27 protein-coding genes and 1 pseudogene are annotated in these 26,383 nt (G+C 63.4%); 8 read left to right on the forward strand and 20 right to left on the reverse strand.

Features of this window, described 5'->3' with window-relative positions; genetic code table 11:
* Positions 1-67: 67 nt before the first annotated feature.
* On the forward strand, positions 68-442 hold the full coding sequence (locus tag HU738_RS05385; protein WP_060507705.1) for a hypothetical protein: 375 nt from the start codon (positions 68-70) through the stop codon (positions 440-442).
* A 108-nt stretch (positions 443-550) separates the two neighbouring features.
* Here the strand turns inward: HU738_RS05385 and HU738_RS05390 are convergent, their stop codons facing one another.
* From HU738_RS05390 to exbB, 6 genes are all read right to left on the reverse strand, one after another.
* Positions 551-1,954, reverse strand: a complete 1,404-nt coding sequence (locus tag HU738_RS05390; RefSeq protein WP_176508504.1) for an aminoacyl-tRNA deacylase and HDOD domain-containing protein — start codon at positions 1,952-1,954, stop codon at positions 551-553.
* Positions 1,955-2,032: 78 nt separating this feature from the next.
* Entirely contained in the window at positions 2,033-4,111 is a 2,079-nt protein-coding gene (gene recG, locus HU738_RS05395) for an ATP-dependent DNA helicase RecG (protein WP_186601489.1), read from the reverse strand.
* Positions 4,112-4,114: 3 nt separating this feature from the next.
* Complete coding sequence (locus HU738_RS05400; protein ID WP_060507702.1) at positions 4,115-5,041, reverse strand: hydrogen peroxide-inducible genes activator; 927 nt, start codon at positions 5,039-5,041, stop codon at positions 4,115-4,117.
* Between the two features lie 94 nt (positions 5,042-5,135).
* Positions 5,136-5,870 (reverse strand): energy transducer TonB, encoded by a 735-nt coding sequence (locus tag HU738_RS05405; protein WP_176508502.1) that lies wholly within the window; start codon positions 5,868-5,870, stop codon positions 5,136-5,138.
* Positions 5,867-6,295 carry a TonB system transport protein ExbD gene (gene exbD, locus HU738_RS05410; protein WP_186601488.1) on the reverse strand — a complete coding sequence of 143 codons (429 nt, stop codon included), beginning with the start codon at positions 6,293-6,295 and terminating at the stop codon, positions 5,867-5,869. The genes HU738_RS05405 and exbD overlap by 4 nt, the downstream gene beginning before the upstream one ends.
* A 3-nt stretch (positions 6,296-6,298) precedes the next feature.
* Positions 6,299-7,258, reverse strand: a complete 960-nt coding sequence (gene exbB, locus HU738_RS05415) for a tonB-system energizer ExbB (protein ID WP_176508501.1) — start codon at positions 7,256-7,258, stop codon at positions 6,299-6,301.
* Positions 7,259-7,449: 191 nt separating this feature from the next.
* Between exbB and HU738_RS05420 the strand changes: the two genes are divergently transcribed.
* The gene (locus HU738_RS05420) at positions 7,450-8,307 is read left to right on the forward strand and encodes an SDR family oxidoreductase (protein ID WP_186601487.1); all 858 of its coding nucleotides are present in this window, start codon (positions 7,450-7,452) and stop codon (positions 8,305-8,307) included.
* Positions 8,308-8,365: 58 nt separating this feature from the next.
* On the opposite strand, the gene HU738_RS05425 is transcribed toward HU738_RS05420, so the two are convergent.
* The 5 genes from HU738_RS05425 to HU738_RS05445 all read right to left on the reverse strand — a co-directional run bounded on the left by HU738_RS05425 (position 8,366) and on the right by HU738_RS05445 (position 13,060).
* Positions 8,366-9,091 carry a hypothetical protein gene (locus HU738_RS05425; protein ID WP_186601486.1) on the reverse strand — a complete coding sequence of 242 codons (726 nt, stop codon included), beginning with the start codon at positions 9,089-9,091 and terminating at the stop codon, positions 8,366-8,368.
* A gap of 57 nt (positions 9,092-9,148) precedes the next feature.
* On the reverse strand, positions 9,149-9,529 hold the full coding sequence (locus tag HU738_RS05430; RefSeq protein ID WP_145184357.1) for a RidA family protein: 381 nt from the start codon (positions 9,527-9,529) through the stop codon (positions 9,149-9,151).
* A 23-nt stretch (positions 9,530-9,552) separates the two neighbouring features.
* On the reverse strand, positions 9,553-11,661 hold the full coding sequence (gene spoT, locus HU738_RS05435) for a bifunctional GTP diphosphokinase/guanosine-3',5'-bis pyrophosphate 3'-pyrophosphohydrolase (protein ID WP_176508498.1): 2,109 nt from the start codon (positions 11,659-11,661) through the stop codon (positions 9,553-9,555).
* A 59-nt stretch (positions 11,662-11,720) separates the two neighbouring features.
* Positions 11,721-11,984, reverse strand: a complete 264-nt coding sequence (gene rpoZ, locus HU738_RS05440; protein ID WP_016394025.1) for a DNA-directed RNA polymerase subunit omega — start codon at positions 11,982-11,984, stop codon at positions 11,721-11,723.
* 203 nt (positions 11,985-12,187) lie between these two features.
* Positions 12,188-13,060, reverse strand: coding sequence for a LysR family transcriptional regulator (locus tag HU738_RS05445; RefSeq protein ID WP_186601485.1), 873 nt, complete (start codon positions 13,058-13,060; stop codon positions 12,188-12,190).
* Positions 13,061-13,265: 205 nt separating this feature from the next.
* Between HU738_RS05445 and HU738_RS05450 the strand changes: the two genes are divergently transcribed.
* From HU738_RS05450 to HU738_RS05460, 3 genes are all read left to right on the forward strand, one after another.
* Positions 13,266-14,648 (forward strand): glutamine synthetase family protein, encoded by a 1,383-nt coding sequence (locus HU738_RS05450; RefSeq protein WP_176508496.1) that lies wholly within the window; start codon positions 13,266-13,268, stop codon positions 14,646-14,648.
* A gap of 4 nt (positions 14,649-14,652) precedes the next feature.
* Entirely contained in the window at positions 14,653-15,408 is a 756-nt protein-coding gene (locus tag HU738_RS05455; RefSeq protein WP_186601484.1) for a gamma-glutamyl-gamma-aminobutyrate hydrolase family protein, read from the forward strand.
* Positions 15,409-15,526: 118 nt separating this feature from the next.
* Positions 15,527-17,065, forward strand: coding sequence for an APC family permease (locus HU738_RS05460; protein WP_176508494.1), 1,539 nt, complete (start codon positions 15,527-15,529; stop codon positions 17,063-17,065).
* A gap of 36 nt (positions 17,066-17,101) precedes the next feature.
* On the opposite strand, the gene gmk is transcribed toward HU738_RS05460, so the two are convergent.
* A complete protein-coding gene (gmk, locus tag HU738_RS05465) occupies positions 17,102-17,722 on the reverse strand; it encodes a guanylate kinase (protein WP_176508493.1) in 621 nt (206 codons plus the stop codon).
* A gap of 14 nt (positions 17,723-17,736) precedes the next feature.
* On the reverse strand, positions 17,737-18,600 hold the full coding sequence (locus HU738_RS05470) for a YicC/YloC family endoribonuclease (RefSeq protein WP_176508492.1): 864 nt from the start codon (positions 18,598-18,600) through the stop codon (positions 17,737-17,739).
* Positions 18,601-18,805: 205 nt separating this feature from the next.
* Here HU738_RS05470 and rph point away from each other — a divergent pair, with 205 nt between their 5' ends.
* Together rph and HU738_RS05480 are read left to right on the forward strand one after the other, a co-directional pair.
* The gene (rph, locus tag HU738_RS05475) at positions 18,806-19,528 is read left to right on the forward strand and encodes a ribonuclease PH (protein WP_082433665.1); all 723 of its coding nucleotides are present in this window, start codon (positions 18,806-18,808) and stop codon (positions 19,526-19,528) included.
* 24 nt (positions 19,529-19,552) lie between these two features.
* The gene (locus HU738_RS05480) at positions 19,553-19,921 is read left to right on the forward strand and encodes a DUF4870 domain-containing protein (RefSeq protein ID WP_054886771.1); all 369 of its coding nucleotides are present in this window, start codon (positions 19,553-19,555) and stop codon (positions 19,919-19,921) included.
* Positions 19,922-19,948: 27 nt separating this feature from the next.
* Here the strand turns inward: HU738_RS05480 and crc are convergent, their stop codons facing one another.
* Positions 19,949-20,728, reverse strand: coding sequence for a catabolite repression control protein Crc (gene crc, locus HU738_RS05485; protein WP_008091582.1), 780 nt, complete (start codon positions 20,726-20,728; stop codon positions 19,949-19,951).
* An 80-nt stretch (positions 20,729-20,808) separates the two neighbouring features.
* Here crc and pyrE point away from each other — a divergent pair, with 80 nt between their 5' ends.
* Positions 20,809-21,450: an orotate phosphoribosyltransferase gene (pyrE, locus tag HU738_RS05490; protein WP_054886770.1), complete on the forward strand. Its 642-nt coding sequence runs from the start codon at positions 20,809-20,811 to the stop codon at positions 21,448-21,450.
* An 83-nt stretch (positions 21,451-21,533) separates the two neighbouring features.
* Here the strand turns inward: pyrE and HU738_RS05495 are convergent, their stop codons facing one another.
* From HU738_RS05495 to dut, 6 genes and pseudogenes are all read right to left on the reverse strand, one after another.
* Positions 21,534-22,193, reverse strand: coding sequence for a DUF799 domain-containing protein (locus tag HU738_RS05495; protein ID WP_186601483.1), 660 nt, complete (start codon positions 22,191-22,193; stop codon positions 21,534-21,536).
* Positions 22,190-22,558, reverse strand: a complete 369-nt coding sequence (locus tag HU738_RS05500; protein WP_176508489.1) for a DUF4810 domain-containing protein — start codon at positions 22,556-22,558, stop codon at positions 22,190-22,192. Before HU738_RS05500 ends, HU738_RS05495 begins: the two co-directional genes overlap by 4 nt.
* 27 nt (positions 22,559-22,585) lie before the next feature.
* On the reverse strand, positions 22,586-23,266 hold the full coding sequence (locus tag HU738_RS05505; RefSeq protein ID WP_186601482.1) for a CsgG/HfaB family protein: 681 nt from the start codon (positions 23,264-23,266) through the stop codon (positions 22,586-22,588).
* A gap of 212 nt (positions 23,267-23,478) precedes the next feature.
* Entirely contained in the window at positions 23,479-24,384 is a 906-nt protein-coding gene (gene argB, locus HU738_RS05510; RefSeq protein ID WP_054886766.1) for an acetylglutamate kinase, read from the reverse strand.
* Positions 24,385-24,414: 30 nt separating this feature from the next.
* Positions 24,415-25,782: pseudogene (locus tag HU738_RS05515) on the reverse strand (phosphomannomutase/phosphoglucomutase); the annotation flags it as partial.
* A gap of 144 nt (positions 25,783-25,926) precedes the next feature.
* Entirely contained in the window at positions 25,927-26,382 is a 456-nt protein-coding gene (dut, locus tag HU738_RS05520) for a dUTP diphosphatase (protein ID WP_176508487.1), read from the reverse strand.
* Position 26,383: the final 1 nt, after the last annotated feature.

Consider the following 26,383-nt stretch of genomic DNA (forward strand, 5'->3'; position numbering starts at 1 on the left):
TTAGCGTAATCAGTCGCGGAAAAGGATAAACTGCGCGCTTCAGTCATTTTTTATTCGAGGCGCGTTGATGAAGTTTCGCTTTCTTCTCTGGGCCATGGGGCTGCTGATGGCCAGGGCCAGCCGCAACAACCCGGCGTTTCAGCAGCAACTCAAGGACAAAGACCTGGTATTCCAGATGCAGACGCTGGACGGCAAGGTAGCGCGGCACTTCATCGTCAGCGGTGAGCGCATCAGCAGCAAGGGCGGCAGCCATCCGCAGCCGGCCTTCGCCATCGCCTTCAAGGACGCCGCCTACGGCTTTGCCACGATGCAGGCGGGCAACAAGCAGCTGGCGTTCATGCAGGGCATCCAGGACAAGAACATCCAGATCAAGGGCAATCCGGCGCTGGTGATGTGGTTCCAAGGGCTGATGAAGTACCTGAAACCGAAGAAGAAAAGCTGAAGAAAGGCTGAGTCAGATCCTGTGGGAGCGGGTTTACCCGCGAATGCGTCTGCAGATTCAGCCTGGCATTCGCGGGTAAACCCGCTCCCACAGCGATCTCCGATAGCTTCAGTGCGGGGCGTTGAGCTGCGACGCCAGGTCGCGCAGCAAAGCCTCGGCTTCGAGCACCTTGTTCACTACATCCTCCGCCTTGTCCCGGGTGATCCCCACACGCTCCAGCAGTTCCTCGGGAATCTGCTCCTGAGGCCCCGAGCCGATGCCACGCGAGCGCAGCAGTCGGGTCGCCAGGCACACCAGGTTCGGGTAGGCCGAAAACTCGCCGTCATAGGTCGGATCATGCTGGAAACGCAGCGCGGTCGACAGCTCTTCGGGCATGTCCCACAGCTTCATCAGCCAGGCGCCGATCTGCTCGCGGCTGATGCCCAGCAGGTGTTGTTCCACGTAGGTGTGGCACAGGTGCGGGTTGACCTCGAGGTGGCGGCAGATCAGCGAGAAATGCGGCGGGAACACGTGCGCCAGTAGCAGGTAGCCGAAGTTGTGCAGCAGCCCCGCCAGGTAGGTCAGGCCAGCCTCCGGACGCTCGGCACGTGGCATGGCGCGGGTCAGGCCTTCGATGATGGCCGCGGTGTAGATCGACTGCTGCCAGTACGGCGTGGCCTGCTGCGGATGGTCCTTGGGCAGGCTCAGGGTTTTGCCCAGCGCCAGGCCGAGTGCCAGGTTGATTACCAGGTCGAAGCCCAGGACGCGGACGATGGCGTCTTCCACCGAACGGATCTTGCCGGGTGAGGCGTAGTAGGGCGAAGCGGCCCAGCTGACCACCTGGGCGGCCAGCGCAGGGTCGGTTTCGACCACGCCGGTGATGTCATCGATGCTGGCATTGGGGTCGACCCGCAGCTTGATGATCTTTTGCGCCGTATCGGCCAGTGGTGGGATCTCGATGGTTTCTTCCAGGCGCTTCTGGATGCGCCGGGCCGTGAATGCCTGGACCGCCAGGGTGATTTCCCTGGAATCGTCATCCGGGCGATCGAGGTTGGGGCGGATGTCGCGCACGGGCTGGCCGAAACTGCCGGCGCTGGCCTTGGCGAGCATGCGCTTGAAGTCATTACGGTGAATCTTGAGCAGCAGGCCGGCTTCGCCGGACTGGATGAACAGGTGTTCGGCGTCGAGCAGTTTGCCTTCGTACAGGCAAGGCGAGCTGGTCAGGGCCGGAATGGCCGGCAGGGCCTTGAGCTTGTGCTTGTCGAGCATCTGCCTGAGGCGTGGCAACGGCACGGCCTTGAGCTTGCGACCGGTCAGCTCTTCGAGGCGGTTGAGGTCCAGGAGCTTGCTCTGCGGGAATAGCACCAGCAGGGCGCCAATCTCGTCATCGAGCAGGATCGCCTGCACCCGAGACGCGGCCGGCAGCGCTGGATGTTCCGCCACCTCTTCAAAGGCAACGTGCAGTTTTTCGAGCAACAGCCGGATTACAGACGGTGCGTGCGGGGTTGCAGTGTCCAGGGCAACTTCAGTCATGGTCTGTATCCATTCGTTCTCTTAAACGCGAAGTATAACCAGCCTGTTGGCAAAGCTGGATCCATTCTGGGACGGGCGTCACACCTGCCCATATTGTTGACCGTGGCGCAGCCAGCGGTCGAGCAGCGGGCTGACATGGTCGGGCCAGCGCGCCAGCAACGCCTGGGCCGCGTCGCGCACCGCCGGCAGCAAGTCGGCGTTGCGCATAAGGTCGGCGACCTTGAACTGCAGCAGGCCGGTTTGCCGTGTGCCGAGCATTTCGCCCGGCCCGCGCAATTCCAGGTCTTTCTCGGCGATGATGAAGCCATCATTGGTTTCCCGCATGATCCCCAGGCGTTCGCGGCCAATCTGCGACAGCGGCGGGTGATACAGCAGCACGCAGTGGCTCACCGCGCTGCCCCGGCCAACCCGGCCACGCAGCTGGTGCAACTGGGCCAGGCCCAGGCGCTCGGGGTTTTCGATGATCATCAGGCTGGCGTTGGGCACGTCTACGCCGACCTCGATCACCGTGGTGGCGACCAGCAGTTGCAGGTTGCCTTGCTTGAACTCGGCCATGACCTCGGCTTTTTCTGCCGGTTTCATGCGGCCATGGATCAGGCCTACGCGCAATTCGCCGAGTGCACTGCCAAGCTCTTCGAACGTGCTTTCGGCCGCCTGGCAGGTCAGCTCTTCGGATTCCTCGATCAGCGTGCACACCCAGTAGGCCTGGCGCCCCTCGGCGCAGGCGGCGCGGACCCGCTCGACCACTTCGAAGCGGCGGCTGTCGGCGACCAGCACGGTATTCACCGGCGTGCGCCCTGGTGGCAGTTCGTCGAGTACCGAGGTATCGAGGTCGGCATAGGCACTCATGGCCAAGGTGCGCGGGATCGGCGTGGCAGTCATGATCAGCTGGTGCGGGCACAGCTCGCCGGCCACGCCTTTCTTGCGCAGGGCCAGACGTTGCTGCACGCCGAAGCGGTGCTGTTCGTCGATGATCGCCAAGGCCAGGTGCTTGAAACGAACCTCTTCCTGGAACAGCGCGTGGGTGCCGACCACCATTGGCGCGCCGCCGGCGATCTGTTCAAGGGCGCTGGCGCGGGCCTTGCCCTTGAGCTTGCCGGCCAGCCAGGCGACTTCGATACCCAGAGGCTCGAGCCAGCGCTTGAAGGTGATGTAGTGCTGCTCGGCAAGGATCTCGGTAGGCGCCATCAGCGCCACCTGGTAGCCAGCTTCCAGGGCCTGCAGTGCGGCAAGGGCGGCGACCACCGTCTTGCCGGCGCCGACGTCGCCCTGCACCAGGCGCATCATGGGTTCTTGCTGGCTGAGGTCATAGGCGATTTCGTTGGCCACCCGTTGCTGTGCCCCGGTCGGCTGGAAACCGAGATTGGCCAGGTACTGCGCCTGCAGGCGCCTGGCCTTGGGCAGTACCGGTGCACGCAAGCTGCGCAGGCTCTCGCGCAGGCGCTGTTGTGACAGCTGGTGGGTCAGCAGCTCTTCGAAGGCCAGGCGGTGCTGCGCCCAGTGCTGGCCTTCGGCGAGCTCGTCGAGGTCGGCGTCGGCTGGCGGGTTGTGCAGGTAGCGGATGGCATCGTCCAGCGGTGCCAGGTGGTAGTCGCGGGCCAGCTCGTCGGGCAGCCAGTCGGGCAGGCTGCGCGGCCCGAGCATGCCCAGGCTCTGTTGGCAGAGCGCGCGCAGGCGCTGTTGGGTAAGGCCTTCGGTGGACGGGTAGATCGGCGTCAGGGTCTGTTCGACCGGTGGTGGCGGCTCGTCGCCATTCAGTGCACGGTACTCGGGGTGGTAGATCTCCAGGCCCGAGGCGCCGGGGCGGGCTTCGCCGTAGCAACGCAGGTGGGTGCCGCGCTTGAGGCCTTCCTTCTGCGCATTGCTGAAGTGGTAGAAGCGCAGGCTCAACACGCCTGTGCCGTCACCCAGGCGCACCACCAGGCTGCGACGCTTGCCCATGGTCACGTCGGCACCGCTGACCACACCCTCGATCACTGCATCCTGGCCCGGGCGCAACTGGCCGATCGGCACCACACGGGTACGGTCCTGATAGCGCAGGGGCAGGTGAAACAGCACATCCTGCAGGTTCTCCAGGCCGACCTTGGCGAGCTTCTCCGCCATGGCATCGCCGACGCCCTTGAGCGCGGTGACCGAAACCTTCGACAGCTCAGTCATGGATCAGGCCGGTTGTTCCACAGGCGGCTTGGCCACCGAGCAGAGGCGGATCGAGTCGGCAAGGATCTCGATCGCCTTCGGCCGCGGGAAGCTGGCGCGCCAGGCGATGGCGACGGTACGGAATGGCGCAGGCGGGGTGAGCGGACGCACTTCGATGACGCCGGGCGCATAATGATGGCTATGTACGGCCGACAGCGGCAGGATGGACACCCCCAGGCCGGAAGCGACCATGTGGCGGATGGTTTCCAGCGAGCTGGACTCGACCGTGGTGTGCCTGGAGCCTTCGCCACCTTTGTTCAGTGTCGGGCAGGCTTCCAGCACCTGGTCGCGGAAGCAGTGGCCCTCGCCGAGCAGCAGCAGGCTCTTGTCGTTGAGCATTGCAGTGTCGATGGTCTTTTTCGCCGTCCAGGGGTGGTCGGCTGGCATCAAGGCACAGAACGGCTCGTCGTACAGTGGCAGGGTCAACACGTCCGCTTCGTTGAACGGCAGGGCAATGATCACCGCGTCCAGTTCGCCGTTGCGCAGCTTCTCGCGCAGCACGTGGGTGAAGTTTTCTTCGATGTACAGCGGCATCTGCGGCGCAACCCGGTGCAGCTGTGGAATCAGGTGCGGGAACAGGTACGGACCAACGGTATAGATGGCGCCGACCTTGAGCGGGGCGGTCAGCTGGTTCTTGCCGGCCTGGGCCAGCTCGCGAATGCCCTGGGCCTGCTCCAGTACCTTCTGCGCCTGGGCCACGATGCTTTCGCCGACCGGGGTCAGGCGCACCGCACTTTTGCTGCGCTCGAAGATCAGCACGCCAAGCTCGTCCTCAAGCTTTTTCACGCCGACCGACAGGGTCGGCTGGCTGACGTGGCAGCGCTCGGCAGCATGGCCGAAGTGCTGCTCCTGGGCGAGCGTGACGATGTAGCGTAATTCTGTGAGGGTCATAACGTGCGTCCATGAAGTTGCGGCCCCAGCATAGCGGCTGCAATCGATAGACGCACGTTATCAGACTTGCCGATTTGTGACAGAAACAAAACTATCAGCGACGGTCCAGCGAGTAGACGAACGGTGCCACGACTTCGATCGTGCCATTGGTCAGCAGCTCGGCTGGCGGCTTCGGTACCGTACCGGCGCGGCGGATCATTTCCAGGGTCGCCCGGTCCAGGGCCGCGCTGCCGGAGCCGCCTGCCATGGAGTAGGACACCACCTTACCTTCGGCGTCGACCACGAAGCGCAGGCGGTTGATGCCTTGCAGGCCTCGGCGGCGAGCGTCCTCCGGGTAGCGCTTGTACTTCGCCAGGTGGCGCAGCAGGTCGCTCTGCCAGGTTGGCAGTGCCTGGCTGTTTGAGGCGATGCTTGGCGCCGGTGCCGCCGACTTCTGCGGTGGCGTGTTGCTTGGCGGTGTGTCAGCTACCTGTTCTTTGGCCGGTGGCTCATCTTTTGGCGGCTCAGGCTTCTTCTCAGGCTTCGGTGGCTGAGGCTTGGGCTTCGGCTTGGGCGGCTTGGCGATGGCGATCTTCGGTTTCGGTGCCTCGGCCAGCTTTGGCAGCGGCGGTTCTTCGACCGGCGCCGGCGGCTGTGGGGCGGCTTTCGGTGGTGGCGGCGGCGCGGGTTCGGGCAGTGGTGCCAGCTCGACCATCATGGCTGCCGGCGGCAGCTCGATGGCCTGGGGCACTGACCAGTTCAGCGTCAGCAGCACGGCGACCGCATGCACGCCCAGCACGATCGCCAGGCTGCCACCGTAGCGCGCCACGTTTGAGCGCGTTTTCGTCATTTCTTGGCTGCCGTCTCGAGACCTACCAGACCGACCTTGAGGTAGCCGGCCGCGCGCATGTTGTTCATCACTTCCATCAGGTCACCGTAATCCACGCCCTTGTCGGCCTGGAAGAAGATGGTGGTTTCCTTGTCGCCCTTGGTCTTGGCGTCGAGCATCGGGCCAAGCTGTTCCGGGGCAGAGACCTGATCGTCGCCGACATACAGCTTCTGGTCGGCCTTGACGCTGACGAACACGGGTTTTTCAGGCCTCGGTGCCGGCTTGGCGGTCGAGGCCGGCAGGTCGACCTTGATGTCGACCGTGGCCAACGGGGCTGCGACCATGAAGATGATCAGCAGCACCAGCATCACGTCGATGAACGGCGTAACGTTGATTTCGTGGTTTTCGGCGAGGTCGTCGCCACCTTCGTTGAGATGCAGGCCCATGGTTTACCCCACTTTCACCATGTGCGGGGCGGCGCGGTCGCTGCCCTGATGGTCCAGATCACGGCTGACCAGCAGCAGTACCTGGGCGGAGGCGTCGGACACCTGTGCCTTGTAGCCGGCGATGGAGCGGGCGAAGACGTTGTAGATGACCACGGCCGGGATCGCTGCAACCAGGCCCAGTGCGGTGGCCAGCAGAGCCTCGGCGATGCCTGGGGCGACGACGGCCAGGTTGGTGGTCTGGGTCTTGGCGATGCCGATGAAGCTGTTCATGATGCCCCACACGGTACCGAACAGCCCAACGAACGGCGCGGTGGAGCCGATGGTGGCGAGTACGCCGGTGCCGCTGCTCATGGTGCGGCCGCTGGCAGCTACCAGGCGCTCCAGGCGGAAGCTGACGCGCTCCTTGATGCCTTCTTTCTCGCGGGCATTGGCCGACAGGCGCATCTCTTCGAGGGCATCGTGGACCAGGGTATGGGCCAGGGTGCCTTCAGTATTGGCGACGGTGCTGGCCTCTTTCAGGCTCACCGACTTCTTCAAGGCGGCGATCTCGCCACGCAGGCGGCGCTTGGCGCCCATCAACTCGAAGCCCTTGGCGATCCAGATGGTCCAGGTGATGATCGAAGCGATGGCCAGGCCGATCATCACGGCTTTGACGACGATATCCGCGTTCTTGTACATGCCCCATGGGGACAAGTCATGGGCCATGCCCAGCGAGGTGTCTTCAACCAGTTCCTGCACGGCCGGGTCGGCGGAAGCAGGTGCTGCGACCGGGGTGGCGGCCTGGCCTTCTGCAGCAGCGGATGCCGGAGTGGCTGGTGCGGTGGCAGCGGCCGGGGCGGCGGCGTTGGCGGCAGGCTCATCGGCCATGGCTACCGGGGCCAGCACCAGGCTGAACAGCAGCGCGGCGATGGCGCGCCAGGCGCGCGACGGGGTTGGCGAAGCGGAAAGTTGAATACGTGTCATGCTGGCCGGACCTGATGAAGAAGAAAGTGAGCGTTCTCCAGGGCCTCGATACAGGCCGAGAACAGATAGGGGTGCCATTATTGCAAGTAATTCTTGTTAACAAAAGTAATCTTGTTGCTTTTTTCACCCGCGGTCTAGCCGCCTATCGTGTAATACGGCTAGCCTGATCCTTTGGTCTAGGGAGTTTTATGATGTCAGGCCTTTCCGCAGTTATCGTGGGATGTGGTGATGTAGGCGGCCGTTTGGCCCGCCAGCTGCTGGCCAAAGGCTGGCAAGTCAGTGGCTTGCGCCGCTCGGTCGCGCAGCTACCCGAGGGCGTTGCGGCCATTGCTGCCGACCTGTCCAGCCCTGCGATTCCGCAGGCATGGCCACAGCGCTCACCGGATTACCTGGTGTACTGCGTCGCCGCCAGCCAGCATGACGAGGCGGGTTACCAAAGCGCCTACGTCGATGGTTTGCGCCATGTGCTGGCGTGGCTGGCCGAGCGCGGCCAGCGCCCGCGGCGTTTGCTGTTCGTCTCCAGCAGCAGCGTGTTTGCGCAAAAGGACGGTGAATGGATCGACGAAACCGCGCCCACCGAACCTGAAGGCTATTCCGGGAAGGTGATGCTGGAGGCCGAAAGGCTGGCGCTGGCAAGCGGCATTCCTGCCAGCGTGATTCGCCTGACCGGCATCTATGGCCCGGGTCGCGAGTGGCTGCTGAGCCAGGTGCGCCAGGGCTATCGGGTGGCGGAGGAGCCGCCGCTGTATGGCAACCGGATTCATGCCGAGGATGCTGCGAGCCTGATGGCCTTCCTGCTACAGGCCGACGCCGATGGCGTGGCGCTGGAGGAGTGCTACATCGGCGTCGACGACGACCCGGCGCCCCTGGCCGATGTGGTGGTCTGGCTGCGGGGGTACATGGGCGTTACCGAGTGGTCCGATGAGCAGCGGGTGCGGCGTACCGGCAGCAAGCGTTGCAGCAATGCCCGGGTGCGGGCGTTGGGCTGGGCGCCGGCGTATCCGAGCTACAAGCAAGGCTATGCGGCCATCCTGGCAGGCCAGGGCTGATCCATCAGCCAGCGCAGTGCCTATTGGCAGGAGCGGGCACCCGGCTTGAAGGAGGTCTTCAGTCCCGCTCCAGCACCCACTGCTGAGCACCCGCCGCCAATTGCGGAATCTCGTCTGCCTGGGCAGTGTTCACTGCCTGGAAGATCGCCATCTTGTCGCCATCACGCTTGAAGATGAACGGTGCGCCGCGCTGGTTGCGCTCCAGCCACAGGCTGTCGTTGTTGCCACCCATGCTGGCGCAGTCGCCGGCCAGGCACAGGGCGAAACGGTCCGGGCCTGGCAGGCCGGTGACGTCGCCAGTATCGCTGAAGCGGACGGTACCGCCTTTGCCCTGGCCCTCGATGATCTTCCAGTCGCCACCCAGATAAGCCTGGTAAAGCGCCTTCTCGAAGCTGCCGCCCAGTGGTGCGTTGGCGGGTTGCTGGACGCGGACGAAGGTCTGCTCTGCACCGCTCTGGGTGGTGGCTTTCAGTTCATCGCCATCCAGTTCGAGCTGTTCGGTCTGGCCGCCCTGGAAGCTGGCCTGCCATTGCTTCTGGTTGGCGATCAGCTGGCCGTCGGCCGCCTCGAAACCATTGCTGTAGCTGGCCCGCTGGTTGGCAACGTCGAGCTTCCACTCGAACACCGGGCCGTGCTCGTTCAGTGCCTGGCGCAGGCTGCCGCCTTTGCTGGCGGCCTTGATGGCGGCCTGGTTGATCCAGGTGCCGTTGAAATCTTCGGGTTTGTGGCTGGCGCAGCCGCCCAGAAGCAGGGCTGCCAGCGCGAGGGGCAGTGCGTGACGCATGACGGGATAACCTTGCAGAGGAGGGGTGACGGGCAGGGGTGCCCGTCACCAGGGGCATCAGTCGATGACCAGGATGGCGTCCATTTCGACCTGGGCGCCTTTTGGCAGTGCAGCAACGCCGATGGCAGCGCGGGCTGGGTATGGCTGTTCGAAGTAGCGGCCCATCACCTCGTTGACCTTGGCGAAGTGGCTCAGGTCGGTCAGGAAGATGTTCAGCTTGACGATGTCCTTGAACGAACCGCCTGCCGCTTCAGCCACGGCCTTGAGGTTCTCGAACACCTGTACTGTCTGGGCTTCGAAGCCTTCGACCAGTTCCATGGTCTTGGGGTCCAGCGGGATCTGGCCCGACATGTAGACGGTGTTGCCGGCCTTGATCGCCTGGGAGTAGGTGCCGATAGCGGCAGGGGCCTTGTCGCTGTTGATGACGGTCTTGCTCATGATGACTCCTTGCGGTTGGCGGACTACGTACGCATGCGGGTGATGCGGACCACGCCGGTCAAGGTACGCAGCTTCTTGATCACACGTGCCAGGTGCACACGGTCGTGCACGCTGACCACCAGTTGGACCACGCTGATACGGCCGTCGCGTTCGTCCATGCTGATCTTCTCGATATTGCCGTCGGCAGCGTTGACGCTGCTGGCCAGCAGGGCGATCAGGCCGCGCTGGTGTTCAAGCTCGACACGCAGCTCGACGTTGAACTCGCCTGCGATGTCCTTGGCCCACGAAAGCTGTACGCACTTCTCGGGGTTGTGGCGAATTTCGCTGATGTTGCGGCAGTTCTCCAGGTGCACGACCATGCCTTTGCCCGCCGACAAGTGGCCAACGATCGGGTCCCCCGGAATTGGCGTGCAGCACTTGGCGTAGCTCAGCACCAGGCCTTCGGTGCCGCGAATCGCCAGTGGGCCTTCCGGCGCCGGCAGTGGCTCGCCTTCTGCCGACAGCAGGCGCCGCGCGACCACGTAGGCCATGCGGTTGCCCAGGCCGATGTCTTCGAGCAGGTCTTCGATCAGCTCCAGGCGATATTCGGCAAGGATTGCCTGGATACGTTCCTGGGGGATCTGCTCGAGGCTGCTGTCGAAGCCGGTCAGCACCTTGTTCAGCAGGCGCTCACCGAGGCTGATCGACTCGGAGCGGCGCTGTTGCTTGAGCGCGTGGCGAATGTGCGTGCGCGCCTTGCCGGTGACCACGAAATTGAGCCAGGCCGGGTTTGGCCGTGCGCCCGGGGCGCTGACGATCTCGACCGTCGAGCCGCTCTGCAGCGGTTCGGACAGCGGTGCCAGGCGTCGGTTGATGCGGCAGGCGATGCAGCTGTTGCCGACGTCGGTGTGCACCGCGTAGGCGAAATCGACGGCGGTGGAGCCTTTGGGCAGCTCCATGATCCGCCCTTTGGGCGTGAACACGTAGACCTCGTCCGGGAACAGGTCGATCTTCACGCTCTCGATGAACTCCAGCGAGTTGCCAGCACGCTGCTGCAGCTCGAGGATGCCCTTGACCCACTGGCGCGCCCGGGCATGGCTGCCCTTGGGCTGCTCGTCTTCGTTGGACTTGTACAGCCAGTGCGCGGCGATACCGTTGTTGGCCATCTCTTCCATCTCGCGGGTGCGGATCTGGATTTCGATGGGCACGCCATGCATGCCAAACAGCGTGGTGTGCAACGACTGGTAGCCGTTGGCCTTGGGAATTGCGATGTAATCCTTGAAGCGACCGGGCAGCGGCTTGTACAGGTTATGCACGGCGCCGAGCACGCGGTAGCAGGTGTCGACCTTGTCGACGATGATGCGGAAGGCGTACACGTCCATGATTTCGTTGAAGGCGCGGCGCTTGCCACGCATCTTCTTGTAGATGCCATAGAGGTGTTTCTGCCGTCCGCTGACCTCGCCCTCGATCCCGTCGGCGGCCAGGCAATTGGCCAACGAATGCTCGATCTTGGCGACGATCTCTTTACGGTTGCCGCGTGCGCTCTTCACTGCCCGGTGGATCAGCGACGAACGCATTGGGTGCATGGCCTTGAAGCCGAGGTCCTCGAACTCCACGCGCACCGTGTGCATGCCCAGGCGGTTGGCGATGGGAGCGTAGATTTCGAGGGTTTCCTTGGCGATGCGCCGGCGTTTTTCGCCAGACAGCACTTCCAGGGTGCGCATGTTGTGCAGGCGGTCAGCCAGCTTGACCAGGATCACGCGGATGTCGCGGGCCATGGCCATGGCCATCTTCTGGAAGTTCTCGGCCTGCGCCTCGGCCTTGGTTTCGAAGTTCATCTGGGTCAGCTTGCTGACCCCGTCGACCAGCTCGGCCACGGTCTCGCCAAACTGCTGGCAGAGCGCTTCCTTGGCGATGCCGGTGTCTTCGATCACGTCGTGCAGCATGGCCGCCATCAGGCTCTGATGGTCCATGTGCATGTCGGCGAGGATGCTGGCCACGGCCAGCGGATGGGTCACGTAGGGCTCGCCGCTGCGGCGGCGTTGCCCGTCGTGTGCCTGTTCGGCGTAGAAATAGGCGCGCCGAACCAGGTTGACCTGTTCGGGCCCCAGGTAAGTCGACAGCCGTTCGGCTAAGGCTTCTATGCCCGGCATGGTTTCACCTCTTGCCGAGGAAGAGGGCCTTGTGCCGCGCGACGTCGACAGGGCATCGATCAGACAGCCTCGTTGGACTCGTCCTCGAACGCGGCGAAGACCGGATCCTCGGTGACGATCTCTTCGGCGGCGATGAACTCAGGGGTCACGATACCTTCGGCGATTTCGCGCAGGGCGACCACGGTCGGCTTGTCGTTTTCCCACGCTACGCGGGGCTCTTTGCCGCCGGTAGCCAGCTGACGGGCGCGCTTGGTCGAGAGCATGACCAGCTCAAAACGGTTATCCACGTGTTCCAGGCAGTCTTCAACAGTTACGCGGGCCATGGTCTTCCTCAGTAGCAAATGCGGTAGGCGTGCAGCCCAATATGGGCAGGCGGACTCGATAGTTTAAAAAATCACCAGCCAATAGGGAAGCGCTGTTTTGTCGGCTACCTTGTCGGCCTGAGTATCACCTTGCCCAGTGGGAGCGGCTTCAGCCGCGAAAGGGCCGCATCAGACACCCTCGATGCATGTTCCTGACGATAACCTCAGAGCATCGCATCCCGCAACCGCGGCGTCAGCTCCTCGAACAATGTCTGCACCGAGCGCAACGCCCGGCAATCTGGCCGGGTCAGCAGCCACAGCTGGGTATCGCAGCCTGGCAGCGGCCCGCTCAACGCGTCGACCCCTGGCAAGGCATCGACCATATAATCCGGCAGGGCCGCAACGCCCAGTCCGGTGCTCACCAGCTGGGCGATGGTCGACATGCCGCTGCACTGGTAGCGTGGGCTCAGCCCCGGGTACTGTTGGTTGCGCCAGACCACGGTAGGGTGGTCCTGCATCGAGTCGTCCGGGGCGATCCACGGCACGCTGCTGGCCGACTCGTCCAGGCGCTCGCGCCACTGCGGCTGACCGCAGATCACATAAGATGTGGAGCCCAGGCAACGACCGACCAGGTGCTCCGGCGGCGTGTTGGTCAGGCGCAGGGCGATGTCGGCATCGCGGCGGCTGAGGTTGGCGAAGGTGTTCGAGGTGCCCATCTCCAGCGACAACGCCGGGTAGTTCGGCATGAACGCCGCCAGCGCCGGCAGCAGCAGGCTGTGCATCACCGCCTCGGTGCAGGTCAGGCGCACGGTGCCGCTGACCACTTGCTCGCCGCTGGTCATGGCGATGCGTGCGGCATCCAGCGCCTGCTCGGCGCGCTCTGCCTGCTCGGCCAGGGCCTGGGCCGTGTCGGTCGGCAGGTAGCCTTTGCGGCTTTTCACGAACAGCGCGGTGCCCAGCGCCGACTCCAGCCGGCGAATCGAGCGGAACACGGTCGACACGTCGACCTTGAGCAGTTCGGCGGCCTTGGCCAGTGAGCGCCCGCGTTCCAGTGCCAGGACCAGGGAAAGGTCGGCGTGGGTAATCTGATATTGCATTGGTGCACGCTCTGCTTGCCGAATTGCCAATGTCTGTTGCATGAGGGCCATTTTATAGTGAAACGGCCCCCGGGAATCAATGCGCCCGGTCGGGTAACCAATCCCCACGATGGGAAAGTGAAAAGAACAACAGCTGCAACCATCGTCGCCCGTGAGGCGCCAGCCGTATCCCCACATCGCCGCAGCAAATCATAGGATGTAAGCCATGACGTCGGTCACCCCGTGCGCCAGTACTTCCAGCGAGATGAATGACTTCCTTCAGGCCCATCCGGATACGCAGTACGTCGATCTGCTGATTTCCGACATGAACGGCGTGGTACGCGGCAAGCGCATCGAGCGCGCCAGCCTGCACAAAGTGTACGAGAAAGGTATCAACCTGCCGGCCTCGTTGTTCGCCCTCGATATCAATGGCTCGACCGTGGAAAGCACCGGCCTGGGCCTCGATATCGGCGACGCCGACCGCATCTGCTACCCGATTGCCGGTACGCTCTGTAATGAGCCATGGCAAAAGCGCCCGACCGCGCAGCTGCTGATGACCATGCACGAACTGGAAGGCGAGCCGTTCTTCGCCGACCCGCGCGAGGTGCTGCGCCAGGTGGTGAGCAAGTTCGACGCCATGGGCCTGGATATCTGCGCCGCGTTCGAGCTGGAGTTCTACCTGATCGATCAGGACAACCTCAACGGTCGCCCGCAACCGCCACGCTCGCCGATTTCCGGCAAACGCCCACAGTCGACCCAGGTGTACCTGATCGACGACCTCGACGAATACGCCGATTGCCTGCAGGACATGCTCGAAGCGGCCAAGGAGCAAGGCCTGCCAGCCGATGCCATCGTCAAGGAAAGCGCGCCGGCGCAGTTCGAAGTCAACCTGCACCACGTTGCCGACCCGATGAAGGCCTGTGACTACGCGATCCTGCTCAAGCGCCTGATCAAGAACGTCGCCTACGACCATGAAATGGACACCACGTTCATGGCCAAGCCCTACCCGGGCCAGGCGGGCAACGGCCTGCACGTGCACATCTCGCTGCTGGACAAGAAAACCGGCAAGAATATCTTTGCCCATGACGACCCGCTGCAAAGCGACGCCCTGCGCCACGCCATCGGTGGTGTGCTGGAGACCATGCCGGCGTCGATGGCCTTCCTGTGCCCGAACATCAACTCCTACCGCCGCTTCGGTGCGCAGTTCTATGTACCGAATGCGCCGAGCTGGGGCCTGGACAACCGCACCGTGGCCGTGCGCGTACCGACCGACAGCAGCGAGAACGTTCGTATCGAGCACCGCGTGGCCGGCGCCGATGCCAACCCATACCTGATGCTGGCGGCCATCCTGGCCGGTATCCACCATGGCTTGACCAGCAAGATCGAGCCGGGTGCACCGATCGAAGGCAACGCCTACGAACAGCTGGAGCAGAGCCTGCCGAACAACCTGCGTGACGCCCTGCGTGCGCTGGATGACAGCGAAGTCCTCAACCAATACATCAGCCCGGACTACATCGATATCTTCGTGGCCTGCAAGGAAAGTGAGCTGGCCGAATTCGAAGTTTCGATTTCCGACCTCGAGTACAACTGGTACCTGCACACGGTGTAAGCCCATGAGCGCAATTGCGGTCCCCTTGATCGGTATCAGTGCCTGCCGCCAGCAGGTCGGGAAGAACTCGTCGCATACGGTGGGCGACAAGTATGTGGAGGCCGCCGGCTTCGCCGGGTTGCCACTGATCCTGCCGGCGCGCGACGGCGGCAGCGACACGCAGGCGCTGCTGGCCCGGCTCGACGGCATTGTTTTTACGGGCTCGCCTTCAAATATCGAGCCGCATCATTACAATGGCGCCGCCAGCGCCGAAGGGACCCGGCACGACCTTGCCCGTGACCGGCTGACCCTGCCGTTGCTGCAGGCGGCGATTGCCGCTGGCGTGCCGGTGTTCTGCATCTGCCGTGGCTTTCAGGAACTGAACGTGGCCCTGGGTGGCAGCCTGCATCAGCGTGTGCAGGCGTTGCCTGGCTACATGGATCATCGTGAACCCGAGGATGCACCCCTTGAAGTCCAATATGGCCCTCGTCATCCCGTCAGCATTGCGCCTGGTGGGTTGTTCGAGCGCCTGGGCCTGGCTGCGCAGTTCGAGGTCAACTCGCTGCATAGCCAGGGTATCGACCGCCTGGCCCCGGGCCTGCGGGTCGAGGCACGGGCCCCCGATGGCCTGATCGAAGCGGTGTCGATGCCTGACGCGCCGGGCTTTGTGCTTGGTGTGCAGTGGCACCCGGAATGGCGTTTCGCCGACAACCCGGTCTCCCGGCGCCTGTTCCAGGCGTTCCGCGAGGCCTGCATTGCCCATGCTGCACGGGAGGCCTGACAGCCAGTCAGCCTAAAGTCCGGGATGACTGACCCCCGCCAGCGCGCTTTCAATGAGTGGAAGCAGGCCCTGGGAACAGGGCTTGTGAAAACAATTCCAATAGTTACGGCAAAAACTCATGAGCAATTACACAGAAGCCGGCCGCCCACCCGATGTGGCCGACTCGGGCAGCACCCAGCGCAGCAAGGGCCTGGCCAAGGGCCGTCTTGGCCTGCTGGCCAGCGTGGTGCTGGGCATTTCCACCATTGCCCCGGTCTACACGCTGACCGGCGCCCTTGGCCCGACCGTACGTGAGGTCGGTGCTCATCTTCCCGCCGTGTTCATCGTTGGCTTCTTGCCGATGCTGCTGGTTGCCCTGGGCTACCGCGAGCTGAACTCGGCCGAGCCGGACAGTGGCACTTCGTTCACCTGGTCGGCCCGTGCCTTTGGCCCGATGATCGGCTGGATCGGCGGCTGGGGGTTGGTGGTTGCCACAACCATCGTGCTGTCCAACCTGGCGGGCGTTGCTGTCGACTTCTTCTATCTGTTCCTCAGCCAGATCACTGGCCAGCATGAGCTGGCAGCGTTGGCCGACAACCTGTTGATCAATGTCACCACCTGTTGCGTGTTCATCGCCATGGCAGTGTGGATCTGCTGTCGCGGCATGGCCACCACCATGACCGTGCAGTACGGGTTGGTGGCACTGCAGCTGATGGTACTGCTCGGCTTTGCCTTTGCGGCCTTTGGCGGCACCACCGCACCGCCGCCGCTGGAGTTCGATTTCGCCTGGTTCAACCCGTTCGGTGTCGAGTCGTTCTCGGCCTTTGCGGCGGGGCTTTCGCTTTCGATCTTCATTTTCTGGGGCTGGGACGTCTGTCTTACCGTCAGCGAAGAGTCGATCGGCAGTGACGAGGTTCCGGGCAAGGCTGCCACCTGGACCGTGTTGTTGATCCTTGGCCTGTACCTGGTCACCGCCATTGCTACCCTGCAGTTTGCCGGCATCAGCGAGCATGGCCTGGGCCTGAACAACCCGCGCATCCAGGAAAATGTGTTTGCCCACCTCGCCGGCCCGGTGATGGGGCCGCTGGCGATCCTGATGTCGATCGCCGTGCTGGCGAGCACCGCAGCGTCGCTGCAATCGACCTTTGTGTCACCGGCGCGCACGCTGTTGGCCATGGGCTACTACGGCGCGGTGCCGCAGAAATTCGCCAGCGTCTGCCCGCGTTCGCAAACCCCGCGTTACGCGACCATCTGCGCAGGCGTGGCGGCAGGGCTGTTCTACGTGACCATGCGTACCCTGAGCGAGAACGTGCTGGCTGACACCATCACGGCGCTGGGGATGATGATCTGCTTCTACTATTCGCTGACCGCGTTCGCCTGCGTCTGGTACTTCCGCGACAGCTTGTTCGGCAGCCTGCGCCACTTCTTCATGCGCGGCCTGTGCCCGCTGGTGGGTGGGGTGATCCTGTCGGTGATCTTCGTGCGCACGGCCATCGACAGCGCCTCGCCGGACTTCGGCAGTGGCTCGCATGTGGCGGGGCTGGGGTTAGTGTTCGTGATTGCGGCGATCATTTCGGCACTGGGGATCGTGCTGATGATGATTTCGCGGATGCGTGCGCCGGCCTACTTCCTGGGGGCGACCCTGCGGCAGCAGGCTACCCTGCCATTGCAGGAGTGATGCAAGGGGGGCCGCAAAGCGGCCCCTTTCGGTATATCAGGCGAGCAGTTCCTTTAGCAGCCCGCTGTAACGTTGCTGCTGCTTCTTCAGCAGCAACCGGTTGGCCACGAATACTGCCTTCAACTCTTCCAGTGCCACATCAAAGTCGTCATTGATGATGACGTACTCGTACTCGTCGTAGTGCACCATCTCGCTGACCGCTTCCTTCATGCGCCCGGCGATGATCTCTTCGCTGTCCTGGCCACGGCCGTCCAGCCGCTCGCGCAGGGCCTGCTGGCTCGGCGGCAGGATGAACACCGAACGTGCCTCAGGCATCAGCTTGCGCACCTGCTGGGCACCTTGCCAGTCGATTTCCAGAATCAGGTCATTACCCTGGTCCAGCACCTCCTGGAGCGCGCTGCGGGAAGTCCCGTAGAAGTTGCCGAACACTTCGGCGTGCTCGAGGAAGTCACCCTTGGCGATCAGCGCCTTGAACTCGTCATGGCTGACGAAGTGGTAGTTCACGCCGTGCTCTTCGCCCGGGCGCATGGCGCGGGTGGTGTGCGATACCGAGACGCTGACGCGTGGGTCGGCCTTGATCAGGGCGGTGACCAGGCTGGTCTTGCCAGCGCCGGACGGTGCCGAAACGATATAGAGGGTGCCGCTGCTTTGGTTCATGGTCGGGGGAGGCCTTACTCGATGTTCTGTACTTGTTCACGCATCTGTTCGATCAACACCTTCAGGTTGACCGCCGCTTGCGTACTGCGTGGGTCGAAGGCCTTGGAGCCCAGGGTGTTGGCTTCACGGTTGAGTTCCTGCATCAGGAAGTCCAGGCGCCGGCCAGCAGCACCGCCGGACTTGAGCACCCGGCGCACTTCGTTGACGTGGGTGCTGAGGCGATCGAGTTCCTCGGCGACGTCGCTCTTCTGCGCCAGCAACACCATCTCCTGCTCCAGGCGTTGCGGGTCGAGCTCGGCCCTGAGGTCACCGAAACGGTCGATGATCTTCTGCCGCTGGGCGGCGAGCATCTGCGGCACCAGGGCACGCAAGGTGGTGACCTCGGTGGCCATGCTGTCCAGGCGCTCGTTGATCAGCCGGGCCAGCTCCTGGCCTTCGCGCAGGCGCCCGGCCTTGAGTTCGGCCAGGGCCTCGTCGAACAGCGCCACGGCCTCGGCGTTCAGGGCCTGCGGGTCGGTCGCGTCGGCCACCAGCACGCCCGGCCAGGACAGCACTTCCAGCGGGTTGAGCGCGGCCGGTTGCTGGATCAGGCTGGCCACTTCTTCAGCGGCGGCAACCAGCTGCGCAGCGCGCTCGCGGTCGACCTTGAGCGGCTTGCCGTTGCTGTCTTCGTGCAGGCGCAGGGTACATTCCACCTTGCCGCGCGACAGGCCTTGGCGCAGGCCTTCACGTACCGCGCCTTCCAGGTCGCGCAGGGCGTCCGGCAGGCGCAGGTGAGGTTCAAGGTAACGGTGGTTGACCGAGCGCAGTTCCCAGACCAGGGTGCCTTGGCTGCCTGCGCGCTCGACACGAGCAAAAGCGGTCATGCTGTGCACCATGGAAAGTACCTCGCGTAAATGAATTGAAGGCGCGCGATTGTAGCGCAGTGCGCACGTGACGCCCAATCCACCCATGTTACAGAGCGCGTGCCGGCGAGTGGGAAAAGGCGACAGGCTGCCGGGGGCGCGACAATAGGCATGTCCTCTGTGGGCGACGGGCTCTATAATGGCGGGCAGATTCAAAGTCCCAGTACAGGTATCCCAGATGAAACGTCCAAGTGGTCGCGCCGCCGATCAGCTCCGCTCGATCCGCATCACCCGCAACTACACCAAGCACGCCGAAGGGTCGGTACTGGTCGAGTTCGGTGACACCAAGGTCATCTGCACGGTCAGCGTCGAAAACGGCGTACCGCGCTTCCTCAAAGGCCAGGGCCAAGGCTGGCTGACCGCCGAGTACGGCATGCTGCCGCGCTCCACCGGCGAGCGTAACCAGCGCGAAGCCAGCCGTGGCAAGCAAGGTGGCCGAACCCTGGAAATCCAGCGTCTGATCGGCCGTTCGCTGCGTGCCGCACTGGACATGAGCAAACTCGGTGACATCACCCTGTACATCGACTGCGACGTGATCCAGGCCGATGGCGGCACCCGCACCGCATCGATCACGGGCGCCATGGTCGCCCTCTGCGACGCCCTGGCCGTGATCAAGAAACGCGGTGGCCTGAAGGCCGGCAACCCGCTCAAGCACATGATCGCCGCCGTATCGGTCGGCATGTACCAGGGCGAAGCGGTGCTTGACCTGGACTACCTGGAAGATTCCGCTGCAGAAACCGACCTCAACGTGGTCATGACCAGCGCCGGTGGTTTCATCGAAGTACAGGGCACCGCCGAAGGTGCACCGTTCCAGCCTGCAGACTTCAACGCCATGCTGGCGCTGGCGCAAAAGGGCATGAACGAAATCTTCGAACTGCAGCAGGCCGCGCTGGCCGACTGAGCCTCGCCAAGGGAGGTGCGGAGCATGAGCGATTCCGAACTGTCGGTCACTCCGCCCAATGCCGAGGTCCGGCAATGGGCGATGTTCTGTCACCTTTCCGCGCTGCTGGGCCTGGTCATACCACTTGGGCACCTGCTCGGCCCGCTGGTGCTGTGGCACCTCAAGCGCGAGCAGGACCCTTTCATTGATGCACAGGGCAAGGAAGCGCTGAACTTTCAGATCAACGTGACCATTGCCGGGTTCGTGTGTACCGCGCTGATGTTCGTGGCCATCGGCATCGTGCTGTTCCCGGTGCTGATGCTGGCAGTGCTCATCCTGATCATCCTGGCGGCGGTCAGGGCCAATGAAGGCAAGGCGTATCGCTACCCCTTCATCTGGCGACCGATCCAATGAAAAAGGGCCGCGTTTGCGGCCCTTTTCTCAGATGGTCAACGTCCAGTCGTAGTCGACGATCAGCGGCGCATGTTGCGAGAAGCGCGGCTGACGCGGCAGCCGGGCGTTGCGCACGAAGCGGCGCAGGCCCGGGGTGAGGATCTGGTAGTCGAACCGGTAGCCCAGGTTGAGCATCTCGGCCTGCTCGTTGTCTGGCCACCAGCTGTACTGGTCGCCTTCACGGCTGACTTCACGCAAGGCATCGACATAGCCCATGTCGCCGGTGATCGCATCCATCCACGCCCGCTCTGGCGGCAGGAAGCCCGGCGACTGCTGGCTGTCACGCCAGTTCTTGATGTCGAGCTTCTGCTGCGCCACGTAGAACGAGCCGCAATAGATGTATTCGCGACGCTTGCGACGCTGCTTGTCCAGGTACTTGGCGAAGTCGTCCATCAACTTGAACTTCTGGTTCAAGTCTTCGTCGCCGTTCATGCCCGAAGGCAACAGCAGGCTGGCAATACTGACTTTGTCGAAATCTGCTTGCAGATAACGCCCGTAGCGGTCGGCTGTCTCGAAACCCAGGCCGGTGATGACTGCCTTGGGCTGCATGCGCGAGTAGAGTGCCACGCCACCTTGGGCGGGTACCTCCGCGTCGCAGGCATAAAGGAAATAGCCATCGAGCTGGAAAGCTGGGTCGTCGAGTTCAAAGGCCGAGGCGCGGGTATCCTGAAGGCAGATGACGTCGGCATTCTGGGCTTGCAGCCAGCTGAGCAATCCACGCTCGGCCGCAGCCTGAATGCCATTCACGTTCACACTGATGATCCGCATAAATGGCCCCAAAAATCTCGTGCGTGTATGATACCCGAGCTCAACCCATTTAGCTAAATCCGTGGTGTCCGGGACTTTACATGCAGCCGTATCAGCGCGACTTCATCCGTTTTGCCATCGATCGCGGCGTGCTGCGCTTCGGTGAATTCACCCTGAAATCGGGGCGTACCAGCCCGTATTTCTTCAATGCCGGCCTGTTCAACAGCGGTTCCGCCCTTGCGCAACTGGGCCGTTGCTACGCGGCAGCCATCGTCGACAGCAAGATCCCGTTCGACGTGCTGTTCGGCCCAGCCTACAAGGGTATTCCCCTGGCGGCGGCCACCGCCGTGGCCCTGGCCGAGCAGCATCAGCTCGACGTGCCTTGGTGCTTCAACCGCAAGGAAGCCAAGGATCACGGCGAAGGCGGCAGCCTGGTCGGCGCGCCGCTGGCCGGTGACGTGCTGATCATCGACGATGTGATCACTGCCGGTACCGCCATCCGCGAAGTCATGCAGATCATCAACGCCCAGCAGGCCAAGGCCGCTGGCGTATTGATCGCGCTGAACCGTGAAGAGCGCGGCAATGGCGAGCTGTCGGCGATCCAGGAAGTGGAGCGCGACTTTGGTATCCCGGTGGTCAGCATCGTTTCGCTGACCCAGGTGCTGGAGTTCCTGGCGGACGACCCGCAGCTCAAGCAGCATCTGCCGGCTGTCGAGGCTTACCGGGCGCAATACGGGATCTGATCCCCGCTCGGCAATGAAAAAGGCGACCTTCCTGGAGGGTCGCCTTTTTTTGTGCCGCTGCCCCGGCCCTTGGCCGGGGGGACTCAGTCGGTGCCGTACCTGGGCGACCGCGGCCCGTAGAGAATGCCGCCATTGGCATACGGCGTCAGCAGCCGCGCGCTGGTCATGCCAGCAATCGGGTAGCCCGCATCATCCTGCACGCTGCTGATGATCTGGTTGACCGCGGCAGTGATCAGCATGCCGATGATGCCGCCCTGGTTTTGCTGGTTCTCCTGGCTGGAGGCCGTGGCAGTGCCGGTCCACAGGGTGGTGCCGGTCTTCAGGTCGACCAGCTTGGCGCTGGCGGTGACGATGGTCGCACTGCTCAGCACCATGTAACGGGTGCCGTAGTCGGACACGGTTACGTATAGCCCGGCGTCGGCGCCGAAGATCTCGTGCAGCTTGGTGGTCGGCAGTTGATGGATGTCGGCCGGGGTGGTCAGACCGTTCTGGCGGAAGGTTTCGTCGACCAGCGCCACTGGCATCACGTAATAGCCGGCTTCGGCCAGCGGGTAGGTGACCTGCGACAGCATGCTGTAGGTCGCCTTGACGTCCGGTGAGTTGTTCAGCGGCGGCAGGATCAGGATCGACTTCGGCCGGCTCTGCTTGTACGCCGAGTAATCGATGGTCTTGCGCTCGGCGCAACCGGCGAACAGGGCCAGCATGCAGGCGCCGACCAGCAGTTGGGTGAGGCGCTTGATCATTGCTGGGTCCCTTTGCTGGCGTTGCTCATCAGGAAGTCCATGTAGGCAGCCGATTCCGGGAACAGGGCCTTCTCGGTGCGGAACTGCTGGATCATCTGGTCATCCTTGCCGAGGCTTGAGTACAGCAGGCCGAGCTGTGCGTGGTAGCCCGGCGGCACGGCGCCATTCTTGGCCTTGATTTTCTCCAGGTCGCGCTCTAGGGCGATGACCTGTTCTTCTTTCGCGTCGCCTTTGAGGTAGCCGTACACCTGGGGCTGGTAGCTTTCCCACTGGTACAGGGTCTTCGGGCCGCTGCAGCCGGCCAGCAGCAAGCCGCCCAGCACGAGGCCCGCGCCGCTGCGCAAGGCCGGGAGGGTAATAGTCATTGAGGTGTCCTTCCTGGGAAAAGTCGGTTACTGCGCCTTGGGGTTCCACTGACCGCTTTCGACGGCGTTGACCAGCTTGTTCACGGCTTCGCGCATGGCCAGGTCGAGAACCTTGCCGTTGAGCGTCGAGTCGTAGCTGGCGGTGCCGCCGAAACCGATGACCTCGCGATTGGACAAAGCGTATTCACCGGCGCCCTGGCTCGAGTAGACCACCTCCGATGTGCTGATGTTGACGATGTTCAGCGCCACCTTGGCGTAGGCGATCTGGGTCTTGCCGCGGCCGAGAATGCCGAACAGCTGGTGGTCGCCGACTTCCTTGCGGCCGAATTCGGTGACGTCGCCGGTCACCACGAAATCGGCGCCTTTCAGGCGCTGGGCCTGGCCCTTGATCGCCGCTTCCTGCTGGATCTCGCTCATGTTGTCTCGGTCGAGTACGTTGAAGCGGTTAGTCTGCTGCAGGTGGGTGATCAGGATGGTCTTGGCCTGGCCACCGAGGCGGTCGACCCCATCGGAGAAGATGCCGCGCATGTAGCTGGAACGGTTGTCGAACTTGCCCACGGCAATCGGCGCACGCACACCGCTGTAGGGGCGGCTGACGCTTTCGACCTGCTGCACGGCAACAGCAGTGGACGTTTCGGTGGCACAGCCGGCAATGGACCCGACAGCCAGGGCGGCTGCCAGCACGAGTCCTTGTGATGCGTATTTCACGCGTGTACTCCAGATGAATAGTGGCAATTTGCAATGATCTGCCACGTTGTCTCGGCTGCCGGTCGGAAATCTTGAGGTGTAAACGCGAAGATGACAGGCCGTCAGCCATCCATCTGCCTGTGCCGCGATGAATGCAGAGCGGGGCAAGCCCACCCCCACGCGCCATCTGGCAGCATGGGGGCCGGCTTGCCCCGCCCGGTATTACAGAAGCTTCAGTGACGCTTGCGGTTGGTGATCAGGGTGCCCACGCCGCTGTCGGTGAAGATCTCCAGCAGCACCGCGTTTGGTACGCGGCCGTCGATGATGTGCGAGCTGTTCACGCCGCCTTGCACTGCATCCAGCGCGCACTTGATCTTCGGCAGCATGCCGCCGTAGATGGTGCCGTCGGCGATCAGTTCGTTGACCTGCTCGGTGGTCAGGCCGGTCAGGACCTGGCCCTGCTTGTCCATCAGGCCGGCGATGTTGGTCAGCAGCATCAGCTTTTCAGCCTTCAGTGCTTCGGCAACCTTGCCTGCCACGAGGTCGGCGTTGATGTTGTACGACTCACCATTGGCACCCACGCCGATTGGCGCGATCACCGGGATGAAGTCACCTTTGACCAGCATGTTCAGCAGGTCGGTGTTGACGCTCACCACTTCGCCGACGTGACCGATGTCGATGATTTCCGGCTGGGTCATCTCAGGGGTCTGGCGGCTGACGGTGAGCTTCTTCGCACGAATCAGCTCTGCGTCCTTGCCGGTCAGGCCGATGGCGCTGCCGCCATGGCGGTTGATCAGGTTGACGATGTCCTTGTTGACCTGGCCGCCGAGGACCATTTCCACCACGTCCATGGTCGCGGCGTCGGTGACGCGCATGCCATCGATGAAGTGGCTCTCGATCGACAGGCGCTTGAGCAGGTCGCCGATCTGCGGGCCGCCACCGTGCACGACCACAGGGTTGATGCCCACGGCCTTCATCAGCACGATGTCCCGGGCAAAGCCGGTCTTGAGCTCTTCGCTCTCCATCGCGTTGCCGCCGTACTTGATCACCAAGGTCTTGCCGACAAAGCGGCGGATGTAAGGCAGTGCTTCGGACAAAACCTCGGCTACATGGGAAGCGGCATCGCGATCGAGGGTCATGCAGGGCTCCTGTAAGGAACAGATAGTCGGTCAGAACGGCAGTTGCAACTCAGGGGCTACCCGCAGCAACTGGGCACGGAAAACATCCTTGATACGTTGCAACTCGGCGGCGCTTTCAGCCTCGAAACGCAGCACCAGCACCGGCGTGGTGTTGGATGCGCGGACCAGGCCCCAGCCGCTGGCGTAGTCGACCCGCACACCGTCGATGGTGGTCAGGTTGGCTTCGCCCCAGTCGGCGTCGCGTTGCAGTGCATCAATGATGCTGAATTTACCCTCGTCGGTCACATCAATATTGATTTCCGGCGTGGAAATATCGTTCGGGAAGGCAGCGAACAGCGCTTCGGCGCTCTGCGAGGCCTTGCTGAGGATCTCCAGCAGGCGCGCGGCGCTGTAGATGCCGTCGTCGAAACCGTACCAACGCTCCTTGATGAAGATGTGCCCGCTCATCTCGCCGGCCAGCAGCGAGCCGGTCTGTTTCATCTTCTTCTTGATCAGCGAGTGGCCGGTCTTCCACATCAGGGCGCGGCCACCGTGCTGTTCGATCAGCGGGGTCAGGCGGCGGGTGCATTTGACGTCGAAGATGATCTCGGCACCTGGGTTGCGTTCCAGCACGTCCAGGGCGAACAGCATCAGCAGGCGATCGGGGTAGACGATATTGCCGGTATTGGTCACCACGCCCACGCGGTCGCCGTCGCCGTCGAAGGCCAGGCCAATGTCGGCACCGGTTTCCTTGACCTTGGCGATCAGGTCTTCGAGGTTTTCCGGCTTGCCCGGGTCCGGGTGGTGGTTGGGGAAGTTGCCGTCCACCTCACAGAACAGCGGGATGACCTCGCAGCCCAGGGCCTCGATCAGCTGCGGCGCCACCACGCCGGCGGCGCCGTTGCCGCAGTCGACCACGACCTTGAGCTTCTTCGCCAGCTTCACGTCGTCGACGATCTGCTGGAAGTAGCGATCGAGGATCTCGACCTTCTGCACGCTGCCTTCGCCGCGTGGCACGTCGTTGGTCTTCAGGCGGGTCAGCAGGGCCTGGATCTGCTCGTTGGCCAGCGTGTCGCCAGCGATGACGATCTTGAAGCCGTTGTAGTCCGACGGGTTGTGGCTACCGGTGAGCATCACGCCCGATTTGCCGGCCAGCACGTTGGCGGCGTAGTACAGGGCTGGGGTCGGCACCAGGCCGACGTCGCTGACCTGGCAACCGGCATCGACCAGGCCTTTGATCAGCTGTTCGACCAGCATCGGGCCGGACAGGCGGCCATCGCGGCCAACGGAAATCTGCGGTTCGCCCTGGGCAATGGTCTGGGCGCCGATGGCGCGGCCGATCCAGTAGGCGGTTTCGCCGTGCAGGGTCTTGCCGACCACGCCACGGATGTCATAAGCGCGGAAAATGCTGTCTGGCAGTGCGGCGGGTGCCAGGTGGGCCATGTCGTTCATCTCGGGAAACTCCATTAGTCAGAGGCTTTCTGGGCAGGCGCAAACTGAACGCTTGGACGATGGATTCGCCAGAGAGTTCGCCATCCTTGGCCTGAACGGTCGTTGCTTGGCTCAGTGGCTACCGGAATGGCCGAAGCCGCCTGCGCCACGCTGGCTCTCGTCGAAGCGCTCGACGATGTCGAAATGCGCTTGTACCACAGGAACCAGGACAAGCTGTGCAATGCGCTCGCCGACAGCGATGGTGAACGGCGTGTTGCCACGGTTCCAGCACGACACCATCAGCTCGCCCTGGTAGTCCGAGTCGATCAGGCCGACCAGGTTGCCGAGCACGATGCCGTGTTTATGGCCCAGGCCCGAGCGGGGCAGGATCATGGCCGCCAGGCCCGGGTCGCCGATGTAGATCGACAGGCCGGTCGGGATCAGCACGGTTTGGCCCGGCTCGAGGACCGTGTCCTCTTTCAGCAAGGCGCGCAGGTCGAGGCCGGCGGAACCTGGGGTAGCGTATTGCGGCAGCGGGAATTCGCTGCCCAGGCGTGGGTCGAGGATCTTGGCTTGAAGAGCGTGCATG

This window comes from Pseudomonas vlassakiae (assembly GCF_014269035.2).
GTDB lineage: Bacteria > Pseudomonadota > Gammaproteobacteria > Pseudomonadales > Pseudomonadaceae > Aquipseudomonas > Aquipseudomonas vlassakiae.

What these genes read in the sequence shown, in the direction of transcription:
- HU738_RS05385 (WP_060507705.1), top strand. Translation starts at nt 68, where the DNA reads ATGAAGTTTCGCTTTCTTCTCTGGGCCATGGGGCTGCTGATGGCCAGG.
- HU738_RS05390 (WP_176508504.1), bottom strand. Translation starts at nt 1,954, where the DNA reads ATGACTGAAGTTGCCCTGGACACTGCAACCCCGCACGCACCGTCTGTA.
- recG (WP_186601489.1), bottom strand. Translation starts at nt 4,111, where the DNA reads ATGACTGAGCTGTCGAAGGTTTCGGTCACCGCGCTCAAGGGCGTCGGC.
- HU738_RS05400 (WP_060507702.1), bottom strand. Translation starts at nt 5,041, where the DNA reads ATGACCCTCACAGAATTACGCTACATCGTCACGCTCGCCCAGGAGCAG.
- HU738_RS05405 (WP_176508502.1), bottom strand. Translation starts at nt 5,870, where the DNA reads ATGACGAAAACGCGCTCAAACGTGGCGCGCTACGGTGGCAGCCTGGCG.
- exbD (WP_186601488.1), bottom strand. Translation starts at nt 6,295, where the DNA reads ATGGGCCTGCATCTCAACGAAGGTGGCGACGACCTCGCCGAAAACCAC.
- exbB (WP_176508501.1), bottom strand. Translation starts at nt 7,258, where the DNA reads ATGACACGTATTCAACTTTCCGCTTCGCCAACCCCGTCGCGCGCCTGG.
- HU738_RS05420 (WP_186601487.1), top strand. Translation starts at nt 7,450, where the DNA reads ATGTCAGGCCTTTCCGCAGTTATCGTGGGATGTGGTGATGTAGGCGGC.
- HU738_RS05425 (WP_186601486.1), bottom strand. Translation starts at nt 9,091, where the DNA reads ATGCGTCACGCACTGCCCCTCGCGCTGGCAGCCCTGCTTCTGGGCGGC.
- HU738_RS05430 (WP_145184357.1), bottom strand. Translation starts at nt 9,529, where the DNA reads ATGAGCAAGACCGTCATCAACAGCGACAAGGCCCCTGCCGCTATCGGC.
- spoT (WP_176508498.1), bottom strand. Translation starts at nt 11,661, where the DNA reads ATGCCGGGCATAGAAGCCTTAGCCGAACGGCTGTCGACTTACCTGGGG.
- rpoZ (WP_016394025.1), bottom strand. Translation starts at nt 11,984, where the DNA reads ATGGCCCGCGTAACTGTTGAAGACTGCCTGGAACACGTGGATAACCGT.
- HU738_RS05445 (WP_186601485.1), bottom strand. Translation starts at nt 13,060, where the DNA reads ATGCAATATCAGATTACCCACGCCGACCTTTCCCTGGTCCTGGCACTG.
- HU738_RS05450 (WP_176508496.1), top strand. Translation starts at nt 13,266, where the DNA reads ATGACGTCGGTCACCCCGTGCGCCAGTACTTCCAGCGAGATGAATGAC.
- HU738_RS05455 (WP_186601484.1), top strand. Translation starts at nt 14,653, where the DNA reads ATGAGCGCAATTGCGGTCCCCTTGATCGGTATCAGTGCCTGCCGCCAG.
- HU738_RS05460 (WP_176508494.1), top strand. Translation starts at nt 15,527, where the DNA reads ATGAGCAATTACACAGAAGCCGGCCGCCCACCCGATGTGGCCGACTCG.
- gmk (WP_176508493.1), bottom strand. Translation starts at nt 17,722, where the DNA reads ATGAACCAAAGCAGCGGCACCCTCTATATCGTTTCGGCACCGTCCGGC.
- HU738_RS05470 (WP_176508492.1), bottom strand. Translation starts at nt 18,600, where the DNA reads ATGGTGCACAGCATGACCGCTTTTGCTCGTGTCGAGCGCGCAGGCAGC.
- rph (WP_082433665.1), top strand. Translation starts at nt 18,806, where the DNA reads ATGAAACGTCCAAGTGGTCGCGCCGCCGATCAGCTCCGCTCGATCCGC.
- HU738_RS05480 (WP_054886771.1), top strand. Translation starts at nt 19,553, where the DNA reads ATGAGCGATTCCGAACTGTCGGTCACTCCGCCCAATGCCGAGGTCCGG.
- crc (WP_008091582.1), bottom strand. Translation starts at nt 20,728, where the DNA reads ATGCGGATCATCAGTGTGAACGTGAATGGCATTCAGGCTGCGGCCGAG.
- pyrE (WP_054886770.1), top strand. Translation starts at nt 20,809, where the DNA reads ATGCAGCCGTATCAGCGCGACTTCATCCGTTTTGCCATCGATCGCGGC.
- HU738_RS05495 (WP_186601483.1), bottom strand. Translation starts at nt 22,193, where the DNA reads ATGATCAAGCGCCTCACCCAACTGCTGGTCGGCGCCTGCATGCTGGCC.
- HU738_RS05500 (WP_176508489.1), bottom strand. Translation starts at nt 22,558, where the DNA reads ATGACTATTACCCTCCCGGCCTTGCGCAGCGGCGCGGGCCTCGTGCTG.
- argB (WP_054886766.1), bottom strand. Translation starts at nt 24,384, where the DNA reads ATGACCCTCGATCGCGATGCCGCTTCCCATGTAGCCGAGGTTTTGTCC.
- dut (WP_176508487.1), bottom strand. Translation starts at nt 26,382, where the DNA reads ATGCACGCTCTTCAAGCCAAGATCCTCGACCCACGCCTGGGCAGCGAA.